Origin of the sequence: Pseudanabaena sp. UWO310 (assembly GCF_006861605.1) — a bacterium.
GTDB lineage: Bacteria > Cyanobacteriota > Cyanobacteriia > Pseudanabaenales > Pseudanabaenaceae > Pseudanabaena.
Window position 1 is genome coordinate 75,154 of sequence record NZ_SELU01000012.1, and the last position, 11,784, is coordinate 86,937.

Here is an 11,784-nt window from a genome sequence, read left to right on the forward strand (position 1 = left end):
CCCCAAATCAGACGCTCACATCAACAATCAATCCCCTGAAAGCGATCGCCTAGATATTGAAATTTAAAATCTAAAGCGATCGCCCTAAAGCCAATCAAACCCTAACTTTGATAAGGACGGGGAAGTAAACGTAACCGATGCGCCATATCCTGTTCGCTATTGTTCTTCCGACCATAGCCCCAGCCAAGAGTACGCCGATATTCACCCATGATACCGCGATCAATTAACTCATCCTCATTTACCGCCACATTGGTATGGGACTCTGGCGCAACATAGAGCGCATCCGCAGGACAATATGCCTCACACATAAAACAGGTTTGGCAATCTTGCTGACGGGCGATCGCAGGCGGTTGATTGGGAACTGCATCAAAGACATTGGTGGGACAGACTTGAACGCAGACATTGCAATTGATGCAGAGTTTATGGCTGACAAGTTCGATCATGATGCGACTCCTGAAGGGATTTTGGTGGTGGCAATGGGGGTTGAATTGGGTGGTGAGGCGATCGCTTCCGTAATCCAGTCACGTCTGACCCAGAGACGATCTAAACCGCCCGTAGCTTGGTAATAGCGCTGATTGGGATCGGTTTCCGTATAGTCGGTGCGAATATGTCCGCCACGAGTTTCCTTGCGATGTAAAGCGCTGAAATAGCCCCATCGTGCCACTGCGGTGAGAGAAGCAGCCCGACGCGAAAATTCCACATCGCGCACCGTATCCTGTTGGGGATTGGCTTGCACCTGTTCCCATAGCTTCTCTAATTTTGAGAGAGAATCTAAAAGTCCTTGTTCGGAACGGAAGAAGTTTTTATCGAGGGGAAATACTTCATCCTGCACACCCTTAACGATCGCCTCGCTATCGAATTTTTCGGAGGATGGTAGGTGCGATCGCAGTCCCGCTTGTCCCGCAGGGTGAGCTTTTCGTTCATTGGCATGAGCGCCCAAACTCAGCGCAAAGGCGGCGGCTCCTGCTCCAGCCCATTGCCCTGTGGAAATAGCCCAAGCTGCGTTGGGTCCACCACCACCAGAGGCTAATCCTGCCAGAAATTCACGTGAAGCGGCATCGCCTGCGGCGTAGAGTCCCACGACTGTGGTGGCACAGGTTTCATCTACGAGTCGGATGCCCCCTGTACCGCGTACTGTTCCTTCCAATAGCAAGGTCACAGGTACTCTTTCCGTATAGGGATCGATGTTTGCCTTTTTGTAGGGTAAATAGGCGATGAAATGGGATTTTTCGATAACTGCTTTTACTTCATCGGTAGCGCGATCGAGTCTTGCGTAAACAGGTCCTTTCAAGAGCGCCGTAGGCAGAAAGAGAGGATCGCGGCGACCATTGATATAACCGCCTAAATCATTACCTGCCTCGTCGGTAAAGCTTGCCCAACCAAAGGGAACGCCTCTCGTGACAGTGGCATTAAAGGCGGTAGAAATTGCATAGTGACTGGATGCTTCCATACTAGAGAGTTCGCCGCCAGCTTCCACTGCCATTAATAAGCCATCACCTGTATTGGTATTGCAGCCGAGTACTTTGCTCAAGTAAGCGCAACCACCATTAGCGAGAACAACTGCTCCTGCGCGAACGGTATAATGACGATTGTGCTGACGTTGTACACCTCTCGCTCCTGCAACGGAACCATCTTCTGCTAATAGTAGTTCTAAGGTAGGGCTTTGATCGAGAATCTGTACGCCTACTTTCAGTAGATTTTTGCGAAGGACGCGCATATATTCGGGACCATAATAGCTCTGGCGCACCGATTCGCCATTCTCTTTAGGAAAGTTATAACCCCATTCTTCAACGAGGGGCATACTCAGCCATGCTTTCTCTATCACGCGCTCGATCCAGTTAATGTTACCTAAAGTTTGGGTGGAGCGATAACGATCCCATTTAGCCTTTTCCCAGTTGTCGGGCGTAGGAGCCATCACGCCATTACCACTAGCGGCGGCGGCTCCACTGGTTCCTAGGAATCCTTTGTCGGCAATAATTACCTTTGCGCCATGCACGGCGGCTGACCATGCCGACCATGCGGCGGCGGGTCCTCCACCAATCACTAAGACATCAGCCGTTAACTGAAGTTCTGCTTCTCTCTCAATACACATTGTTTCTTTCCTTGTGGGTTTTAAATTTAAGAACTGATGCTATTTAGAATCTTCGCTATCTATCTATGTTTCAAGGCTTAGATCCCCCTCAATCCCCCTTAAAAAGGGGGAAGAAGAAAATTTTCTCTTTTCTATAAAGACATAAGAAATCTTGAAATATTCTCCCCCCTTTACAAGGAGGGCTGGGGGGATCGTTAGTCTAGGGCGTAGAGACGAGCAATCCAGCCTTTTCAGGAGTTCCTGTAAACTCAAAGAAATGTTTGTCAAGAGGTTGTGAAATGGTTTGTCCGTCAAAACGATGTCTACCCACTGCCATATTGCCTGTGGCGGTAAATTGGAAGTCAACTTCAGAAAAACTATTTTCTTGAAAGATTGCCCTTACTCGTTCTGAATAGTTAAAGCCATCGCGATGTCCTCTAGTCCAGATTGCGAAAGCACCCGTTTTGGCAAAGTAGGCAAGATTGCGAATTAATTTTTGGAGGACTTCTTCATTAGGTAAATTACCGAAAATACCCGCGACAATGATCACATCGGCAGGGACATGATCCGCAAAATTGGCGGTAAGCGTTGCATCACCATTGATGAATTCAATTTGGTCAGTGAGTCCTAATTTAGCGATCGCCTCTTTGCCTCGCTCTACCAATTTAGGATCGAGTTCTACTAATCGCGCCCTGACATCCTTAGCACGGGGATGGGTTTCCAAAACTCCCAATAAATCGCGTCCATCGCCTGAACAAGCACTGACAACTTGAATTGTGCCTGCGGGAGAAGCATCAAGGCTGTTAGAGATATATTTCTGAACGATCGCTAATCGTTGTTGTAAAAGCTCCTGAGAGTTGTAAAGATCGTGCCATGCAAACCAGTCTTTAGCCATGATATTAGTTCCGTTAATTTTGAAATTTGGTGTAAAAGTTAGAGATTTTAGATCCCCCCCAGCCCCCCCTTGTAAAGGGGGGAGAATATTCTTCTCTTCCTGCCCCTTTTTAAGGGGGATTGAGGGGGATCTCTTCGATTAAGCCGTAGCTTTCTCTGCTCGATTAATCGAATGCATTGCATTCAGAATCGACTTGGAAATTAGCGGTAACTGTCGCCAAAACCAAGCCGAAGCCAGAACACAGATACTGCCAGTGACTAGCAAAGTATTGGGCGCACCGAGCCAATGGGCGAGAGTTCCTGTAAATAGATTACAGATGGGCAACATCCCAATTAGGGAAAGAGAATAGAAACTCATCACGCGACCGCGTTTACTGTCATCGACAATGGTTTGAATCACAGTGTTGCTACAGGAAATATGCAAAGTGGAAATACCTCCCATGATTACGAGTAAAGGTAGAGAAATCCAGAGAACGGTCGAGAAGGCATAGGCGATCGCTGCTACCCCAATAGAAAATGGACAAAGGGCAATCAATCGCTCTAAACCTGCCACTTGGCGACGTTGGCTGAGATAAATTGAGGAAAGAATTGCGCCAAAAGCAGGAGCTGCACTTAACCAGCCCAAAATCTTTTCGCCACCTTGGAGAATTTCGGCAGCGTAGATCGGTAATAGCACCACATGGGCAAATCCGAAGATGCCTTGCAACGCTAAGAGCAAGATAATCGCCTTCACAGGCAGAAAGTCGGCAACATAATTAAATCCTTCCTGCAAACGCTTCCAAGTGCTAATCTTCTGTGAGATTTGCATCGGTTTGCTAGCGGGAAGGGTCATCACCGCTAACGCCCAAATTGCGGCGACATAACTGATGGTGTCATAGAGAAAACAGAACTTCACACCCACAGTCGCTAGTAGGATTCCACCGATCGCAGGTCCCATTAAGCGCGAACAGGCAAGCATTGTCGAATTAATAGCGATCGCATTGCTTAAATCCTGTCGATTCTCCACCATTTCTACGACAAAGGCATGGCGCACAGGCATATCTAGCCCCTTTAGCACGCCACCGAGAATACTGAGAATTAATAATGACCAGAATTCGGCTAAATTCAAAACGGTAACTAGGGTCAGGGTTGCCGATACGCTAATACCGAGAATCTGCACTAATTTTAAAAGGTCTTTACGATCCCAGCGATCGCTAAGTACTCCTGAAAAGGGAATCAGAATTAAGGATGGCAGAAACCCTAAAAAGCCTGATAGCCCCAGTAACCAAGGCGATTTGGTTAGATCATAAATCAACCAAGGGATCGCCATCTGGGTCATGAAAGTTCCCGATAAGGAGAACACCTGACCGATGATATAGAGGCGAAAATTGCGGGATTTAAAAGCAGGAAAGCTTTTGTAAATATTACTAGTGATGCTATTGGTGATGGAATTGGTAAGAGGATGCTGTGATGCTTCGCCTAATTCTGGAGGTAATTGATTTACCTGATGCAAATTCACCTTATGTGGGTGCGATCGCCGTTTGGGATTTTCCATATCCATCTGTTGTCTCTCCTACTGCGCCTGTACGGAAACTGAATGATGATCCTGTACGCCTGCTGTCACCCATGCAGCGATCACAGGTAAAAATCGCACAAACAGAAGCGAGCCGACAATGCAAACTGTACCGCCAATGATCAGTGTGTTTTGCGCCCCGATCGCATTTGCGGAAGTACCCAAAATTAAGTTTCCAAAGGGTGACATACCCATAAAGCACATCGTATAGAAGCTCATCACTCTTCCCCGCTTTGATTCTTCCACCCCATGCTGAATGACCGTGTTACTAGCAGCAACCTGAAGCGTAGAGCTAAATCCCACCACGGTTAATGCTGCTACTGAGAGCCAAAATACATGGGAAAGTGAGAAGACAATCATAGCAATTCCTAAACTGGCTGGGCAGAAAGCAATTAATCGATGTAGCCCCTGAATTCCTTTCCGAAAGCTGAGATAAAGACAGGCAAAGACTGCGCCTAAAGCCGAAGCTGCGGTTAAAAATCCCATAGTCGCAGCATCACCTTGAAAAACCTGTACTGAAAAAATCGGTAACAAGGTCGCATAGGACATATTGATCAGACTCGCCAAAGCTAGCAGCAGCAATAGAGAGCGAATGGGGACAACCTTGTAGGCATATTTAAATCCTTCCTTCAGATTTTGCCAAGGATGCTTTTTGTGGGATTCGATTTTACGGGTCGCGATCCGCATGGCGAATAGGGCGACTAATACGGCAATGTAACTGACGCTATCGTAGAGAAAACAGAAACCTGCACCAATTGAAGCGATCGCAATTCCTCCCATCGCAGGACCTAATAGCCTTGCCGTATTCAGAAACGCATAGTTGAGCGAAATGGCGCTATTCATTTCTTCGCGATTGACAATATCCGTCACAAAAGCATGGCGAATCGGCACATCTAAGCCCTTGAGAACTCCGCCAAGGGTTCCTAATAATAGCAATACCCAGAAATTCGCCCATCCCAAAAAGCTCGTAACCATCAGGGCAAGTGAGATCGAAATCCCAAATATCTGCAACAAAATCATCAAGTATTTGCGATCGTAGCGATCGGCGAGAATACCTGAGATGGGAGCGAGGAGAAATACGGGCAACTGACCCAAAAATCCTGCGATACCCAACAACAGGGCTGAATCTGTGACCTTATAAATCAGCCAGAGAACGGCTACTTGGGTCATAAAGCTACCCGTCATCGATAAGCTTTGACCAGCAAAGTAGAGTCGATAGTTACGCGATCTAAATGCTGGCAGATCCACATTAAAATTGAACCAGCCCATTGATGTTTTTGCCATGCGGATAGTTTTTATGAGACTAATTGTTAGACAATCTAAATAATAGATAGACAAATATCTTCTGTCATGACTATAGATTTAGTCAAGTTAGCTACGTTACAAATATTTGGGAATAAGGGATTAATTAGGGATTAATTCATGAGATTAGCGATCGCTATCGCTTGCCCGTCTAGCAGTTCAGATGCAGAGATCGTGTTATGGCAATGGTAAGTAGGAAATGCGATCGCGAATGGGGATATGGCTATGAAAGAGGATATGAAAAAAGCTTGGCTTAAATCCTATTAATAGTTTCGTAGGATAACCCAGTCGATTCGGCAATAATTTCTATGGCTACATTTTGCTCTTTCAATGCTTTGGCAACTCTCTCAATACCTTTCTCAATACCAATCTTTTCACCTTCTTCAAAAGCTGCGTCAAATACGTTTTTCACTTCTAAATACTGGACTAAACTCTTTTTATATTGTTCATACTGCTCTAGATTTAAGTGCGATATTTCGGCGATTTCAAATCCTTTTTGAAAGATTGGTTCATTGAGTATTGCTGGTATGTGATTAAAACTTTCTAAGTTCTTTAAAAAATACAGCCATTTATCGAAATGAGTTACCAGTTCGTTTTCTTGTTTATTGAATAGAGGCATTTGTAAAAACTTAAAATTTAATTTATCGAAAAATATATCTCCATCTTGGTCTTTGAGACATACATCGCGCCTAAACTTGGATGTGGTATTTTCATCGTACTCAAAATCTAATATGGCAATAAAATAGATTGGTAATAAATAGAAGTTCCAATCTCCTTTTTCTGATTGTTCTCGAATTGGGAATGTGGAATAGAATAAGGCTCTATCTTTGAAATGCTTGATTTTCGCTTTTTGCATTTCCACAATAAACTTATCGCCAGTTTTGCTTTCGCAGTAAATATCAAAAATGGCTCTGCGCTCTGTTACTGTGTCGGCAAGATTTTCAGAATTTTTAAATGTTAATTGTTGAATTTGATGATGTATTGGTAAAAGTTGATTGAGAAAATCGATGAGCAAATCCTTACTGCCTTCTTCGCCGAACAGTTTCTTAAAGCCAAAATCAGTATAGGGATTAAAGTATCTCGCAACCATAATTATTTCTCAAAGTATGTGCGTATTTAGATGTGAAGACTTTGTGTAATACTTCTTATATAGCACAAAAAATGGTCTCTATGCAGACTTTCTGCTGGCTTTTAAAAACAAAGGCATTTGCCCTAATTTAGTTTTATCAGGCTCATTCCAGATTGTTTTCAATTTTATCTCTAGTTTCTCAACTGGGTCGTTGCCAAGTTCTGCTAAATAGCGTTTCACCGCAGACCAAGTACGGTAATACTCTAATAATTGCTTTAAATTCCATTCTACCTTCATTGAAAATTTCTTTGGGTGTTAATTGCGTCAAATGGAAGGACTAAATCACGATAGCCATTCCTCACTTGTCGATTGCCGCTTGCCCAAAATCGGTCGATCGGCTCAAGTAAATTTTTAGTAATAATTTCATCAATTTCGGGTTCAATTTCTAACCGACCATAACCCCAAACAGCTAAAATACCTTTTGGTTTGAGTACTCGTTCCACTTCTTGAAAAAACTTTTCTTGGTCAAACCAATGTATCGCCAAAGCTACTGTAACCAAATCAAATGACTGGTTTTCAAATGGGGTATGTTCAGCAGGAGAAACACTGTAGTTTATCTTAGGATGTGCGATGCAGTTTTGAATTTGCTCGACACTAATATCAGTAGCTTCGACCTGTGAAAAAAATTTTGCACAGGAAATGGCGGCTTGCCCATTTCCTGTGGCACAATCCCAGACGCGATCGCGATGTTCGCAAATTTCGCTCAAATATAAAAAAAGCTCATCGGGGTATTGAGGTCTATGTTTGGCATATTGTTCCGAATTGACCGAAAAGCTTTGAATGTTGTTCATTGTTACTCCGATTTTATTAGCGAGGAAATATTAAGGTAAGAAATAAACGCAACGTTGGGTTTTGTCACCTTAACCCAACCTACAAGATCGGCGATCGCACTCTTTGCCAAGTTTTGGTTGCAGGTTGGTTGGTGCGACTTGGCAATGTGTGTAGCTGTGAAATGTGGTTGTCACACGTATATCTTATCTATGTTGAAAATCTCTCTTGTCATTAGAGTTGAATCCTCATATTTAGTTCTTACTAATTTCTTTTGTAAAAACAAGTTTTGTTCTATTGAGTTAATCTGCTGATATGCATTTTCTGAAACAACCACAAACCATCCTTCTCCAACTTCTGCATCTTTTCTGGGTGTCATTTGTGCATTTCCATTTGACCAATAAATAGATTCCGCCATTAGCTCACCTTTTGAATTTTTCCAAGCAAATAATTTATTTGTTTCTGGTACCCATTCTAAACATCTTGCCAAGGTAGGATTAATTGCAATCCAGTTTGATTTTATGTCAAATCTATCAAACCAATGGTCTCTTATTACAATGATAAAATGTCCACCTGTGCTTATGCTATGGTAATCACAACTTAATTGGTGAAAAACAGAACCAAAAATATAATTTTTATTCTTATTCAAGTTCTCATTAACTGCAATTTGATACATGTATTCTTCCGAAGGAGAACCCCAATCTAAGTTTTTAACTAGATTATATTCTGCAATAATTTTGAAACTTTCATTATAGTTCAATAATGATTCATTCAATCTTTTTGATTCATCAATTTTGTCCAACCAATCGTTGCCAACCCCACCAAAATCTCTTTCTTTAATTGTTTGAATGAAGTCTGGTTTTTCAATTTCTTTAAAATGAGAAACTGAGTAATCTTGTGAAATGAAAACATCTCGAAGTTTTTCTTCATCAATCGTGCCTGAATCAATTAATTCATTAGTGACGTACATAATTGCTCTTCGGGCAACAATAACTCTCGGTCTTGGATAAGAATATTTTAAAGAAACTTCTTCTAAATGATTTCTAAGTTTCTTTTCATATTCAATCGTCCATTCCTCTTTGCTTCCAATTTCTTTCATTATTGAGTAAACCCTGTAAATAAGATTAGATTCGTCAATACCAGATTCTTTTGATAATACTCTGACTAAAGATTCAAATGGTTGAATTAGGTCTCTCGGATTGGTAATATCAACATTTGGATAATATGGATCAATCTCTTTATTTAACTCTAATGTTTGTGGTTTGGGAAGGTGTAAAGAATATACACTTGGCAAGTCAATATTTTTAGCAACAGGAATATCTTCACCTAACTCATTTAAAATTTGTTTTGCGTTCTCTCGCAGCAAATAGTCTTTTGATAAAGCTACGTTTTGAATTATTGGTTTTATCTCTTTAATCCTTGAAGAATTAAGCTCTCTTAATGTCATTATCACATCCATAGAAGTGTAATCATTCATTCTCCCGTTTAGTAATTGAGCTAATGCGTAGTCATTATTTTGATTAATATATTTTGCTAACAGCAGAATAGATTCTTCTCGAATTAATGAAACTGGATTCTTTGACAGATACAATAAGTAGTCCACTAGCGTTTCAGAGATTGGCTTTTCCATTGATTGAAGTAAAGGTAGGTTTACGGCAGGTTTACTATTAGACATCAATCTTTGTAGATAACCAAATATCTCAACCCAAATTTCTTCTTCAACATAGTTTTCCGTTAGCAATGGAACTATATAGTCAAGATGCTCAATATATAAACTTGGATAATTACCACTTGAAATATCATGAGCAAAAACTTCAAATGCTTTAGCAGAGGCAAGAGCAGGGTTTACTTTTCTCAAAGCATTAAAAGAATTTATTCTTGTCCCACCATCGTAGAATTTTACCCAACCAGAAGAACTCGACAATTCAAGACTTTTATTAGCTAAACTTTCAGCCAATTCGCTATGCCCATTTTCAAAAGCAACTTCACTCAGTTTTGCATAAAAATCAGATTGTCTACTGCCAATTCTAACAATATTTGCAACTTCGTTAATTTGCATTGAAGTTAGTGTCGAAGCTATTTTGCCAATGACATTTGACCAATTAAAGTATGAATTGCCTTGGTCTTCTTCTTCAACAATTTTTTTGAAGTCGTCAAAATTTTCAACTCGTTTTAAAACTTCACTTTCATCAATACTTTTGTGATTATCTTTTAGGGTTAATGAGTTTGAGGATGATGAAGAATAGTCCTTTCTGGTTTTTTCGGGAACTTTGAAATCTGAATAATAATCATCTATTCTTATTCCATTTCCTGAACAGAAGGTTTCAATCTCAAAAAGTAAATAATACCTATTTTCTTCGTATGACTTGATTTTTATAGCTGTAATGATTGCAGGCAAGTATTTTTCTAAAAATATTTCTTGCAAGATTTCATGTCCTTTGTTTAAAATTGCTTTCAGTAAAGAAGTGTTGGCTGATTCAGCTAGAAGCATATACAAACCATTATATAGTTGAACTATGCTTCTGAATTCATCGTCACTTTTTATTCGATTGACAAAGTGTTTGATGAACAAAGTAATTGAATCTTTAAAATCAACTAAATCGTTTTCCAATTGCCAAATAGTTTGTTCAAGTCCATCATTCAAATTATATTCATATGATACATCCAGTAATTCTTCAGAAGAGTTCCAATACGCTCTTCCTTCGGTGGTTTCCTTTATGTGATTCAGATGTGATAAGAACCATTTGATTCTTTCAGTAGCTTGTGACGGGTCTTGAAGATTGATTTTTCTTAACCATTCAATCCATGTACTAAACTGATAATCTTTTCTATATCCAACTCCAATAGATTCCAGAATCGCTTGTTTAAGCCACTTTTCACTAATTTCAAATTCTCTTAAATTGAGATGCACTTTTGAATGAGCTACACATTCGGTAACACGACCATCTATATCACGGTTTTCTAACATAGAAGATTCTAAGTTCTTCAACTGTGTTTTTGCTTTGTTGGAATTGAATCCATTATTTATTAATGACTTTATGATTTTTCGTTGATCGCTTGTGCTCCAGTATTTAGGGTTAACGGAAAACTCATTGAATAAAAAATCGCCAAATTCTTCTAGGCTTTCTTTGCCATTTTGTGATACTGCCGAAATTAAAAAGTCAAAATATTTCCCTTTAGCTTGTGTAAGTTTATACCAATAAATATTTCGGTGAGAAACATCTTTGTAGTAAAATCGAAGAATAGGGAGTGCTCTTTTCGTAACGCTTCCAAATGCTTGATTCTTAAGAATTCCATCAGCTAAAATTTGAGTTGTAATACACAACATTCGTCCAAATTCAACTAATACTTCTTCATCAGAACCTTTTACAGCAGAAGGAATTGCAGAGGTTATTGTAATACCTTTTCCGCACAAGTTTAGTAGCTTGTTGAGTTTGATTATTGGAATAAAAGGATCTAAAGAGCCATCAAAATCCATACGATGTTTGTCAATATTCAAAGGCTGCTCAATACTATTAATCCAACTAAATGTTTCGTCAATGTTTTGGGTGACTTTATAAACCAGATCAGCAATGTAAATTTTGTCAATTGGTTTACTTTCTTCTTTTGTGAAATGGTTTGTCAATATTGACAGATATTCATTCGCTCGGTTATTGTCATTTAATTCTAAGCATTGTTCAATGGCATATTGAATAAGCTGAAATAGTGTATTTCTTTCTCTCGGTTCAGTTTTTCCTGTTTTTTCTAAAACGGTTTTTACATCACCCCATTTGTTTTGGTCAATTAAACTATAACCAAGGTTGGCGATTAACCTCAATTGTAAATCCGCTTCTTTTTCCTCAAATATATTTGAACGTGTATTTTCTGAGAATTCGATATTCTCAATTTTTGACAAAATGTTTTCCGTTGTTTCAAAATGCGGAGCAGTATAAATCCATTCTGGGAGCATCCCAATTAGGCACTAAGTATAAATACTTAAGGGAAAAGAGCTGTAAAATAGTAACAAATTAACCCGTCCAAGCAAATGACACCAGAAGAAAAAGGAAGACTTGAAGCCTGCACCAGAGA

General features: G+C 40.3%; 9 protein-coding genes. All 9 read right to left on the reverse strand.

Annotation, left to right across the window (positions count from 1 at the left end):
• Positions 1-101: 101 nt before the first annotated feature.
• Positions 102-443 (reverse strand): 4Fe-4S binding protein, encoded by a 342-nt coding sequence (locus tag PseudUWO310_RS05955; RefSeq protein WP_142599830.1) that lies wholly within the window; start codon positions 441-443, stop codon positions 102-104.
• Positions 440-2,092, reverse strand: coding sequence for an FAD-binding protein (locus PseudUWO310_RS05960; protein ID WP_142599831.1), 1,653 nt, complete (start codon positions 2,090-2,092; stop codon positions 440-442). The genes PseudUWO310_RS05955 and PseudUWO310_RS05960 overlap by 4 nt, the downstream gene beginning before the upstream one ends.
• Before the next feature lie 199 nt (positions 2,093-2,291).
• Positions 2,292-2,966, reverse strand: coding sequence for a class I SAM-dependent methyltransferase family protein (locus tag PseudUWO310_RS05965; RefSeq protein WP_142599832.1), 675 nt, complete (start codon positions 2,964-2,966; stop codon positions 2,292-2,294).
• Between the two features lie 138 nt (positions 2,967-3,104).
• Positions 3,105-4,505, reverse strand: a complete 1,401-nt coding sequence (locus PseudUWO310_RS05970; protein WP_142599833.1) for an MFS transporter — start codon at positions 4,503-4,505, stop codon at positions 3,105-3,107.
• A 12-nt stretch (positions 4,506-4,517) separates the two neighbouring features.
• Complete coding sequence (locus PseudUWO310_RS05975; RefSeq protein WP_223805554.1) at positions 4,518-5,801, reverse strand: MFS transporter; 1,284 nt, start codon at positions 5,799-5,801, stop codon at positions 4,518-4,520.
• A 271-nt stretch (positions 5,802-6,072) separates the two neighbouring features.
• Positions 6,073-6,909: an Rpn family recombination-promoting nuclease/putative transposase gene (locus PseudUWO310_RS05980; protein WP_142599834.1), complete on the reverse strand. Its 837-nt coding sequence runs from the start codon at positions 6,907-6,909 to the stop codon at positions 6,073-6,075.
• Positions 6,910-6,987: 78 nt separating this feature from the next.
• Complete coding sequence (locus tag PseudUWO310_RS05985; protein WP_142599835.1) at positions 6,988-7,185, reverse strand: hypothetical protein; 198 nt, start codon at positions 7,183-7,185, stop codon at positions 6,988-6,990.
• Positions 7,182-7,739, reverse strand: coding sequence for a class I SAM-dependent methyltransferase (locus tag PseudUWO310_RS05990; protein ID WP_142599836.1), 558 nt, complete (start codon positions 7,737-7,739; stop codon positions 7,182-7,184). Before PseudUWO310_RS05990 ends, PseudUWO310_RS05985 begins: the two co-directional genes overlap by 4 nt.
• A gap of 170 nt (positions 7,740-7,909) precedes the next feature.
• Entirely contained in the window at positions 7,910-11,665 is a 3,756-nt protein-coding gene (locus PseudUWO310_RS05995) for a hypothetical protein (RefSeq protein WP_142599837.1), read from the reverse strand.
• Positions 11,666-11,784: the final 119 nt, after the last annotated feature.

Excerpts from the sequence above, each read along its gene's own strand:
- PseudUWO310_RS05955 (WP_142599830.1), bottom strand. The coding sequence starts at position 443 with ATGATCGAACTTGTCAGCCATAAACTCTGCATCAATTGCAATGTCTGC.
- PseudUWO310_RS05960 (WP_142599831.1), bottom strand. The coding sequence starts at position 2,092 with ATGTGTATTGAGAGAGAAGCAGAACTTCAGTTAACGGCTGATGTCTTA.
- PseudUWO310_RS05965 (WP_142599832.1), bottom strand. The coding sequence starts at position 2,966 with ATGGCTAAAGACTGGTTTGCATGGCACGATCTTTACAACTCTCAGGAG.
- PseudUWO310_RS05970 (WP_142599833.1), bottom strand. The coding sequence starts at position 4,505 with ATGGATATGGAAAATCCCAAACGGCGATCGCACCCACATAAGGTGAAT.
- PseudUWO310_RS05975 (WP_223805554.1), bottom strand. The coding sequence starts at position 5,801 with ATGGCAAAAACATCAATGGGCTGGTTCAATTTTAATGTGGATCTGCCA.
- PseudUWO310_RS05980 (WP_142599834.1), bottom strand. The coding sequence starts at position 6,909 with ATGGTTGCGAGATACTTTAATCCCTATACTGATTTTGGCTTTAAGAAA.
- PseudUWO310_RS05985 (WP_142599835.1), bottom strand. The coding sequence starts at position 7,185 with ATGAAGGTAGAATGGAATTTAAAGCAATTATTAGAGTATTACCGTACT.
- PseudUWO310_RS05990 (WP_142599836.1), bottom strand. The coding sequence starts at position 7,739 with ATGAACAACATTCAAAGCTTTTCGGTCAATTCGGAACAATATGCCAAA.
- PseudUWO310_RS05995 (WP_142599837.1), bottom strand. The coding sequence starts at position 11,665 with ATGCTCCCAGAATGGATTTATACTGCTCCGCATTTTGAAACAACGGAA.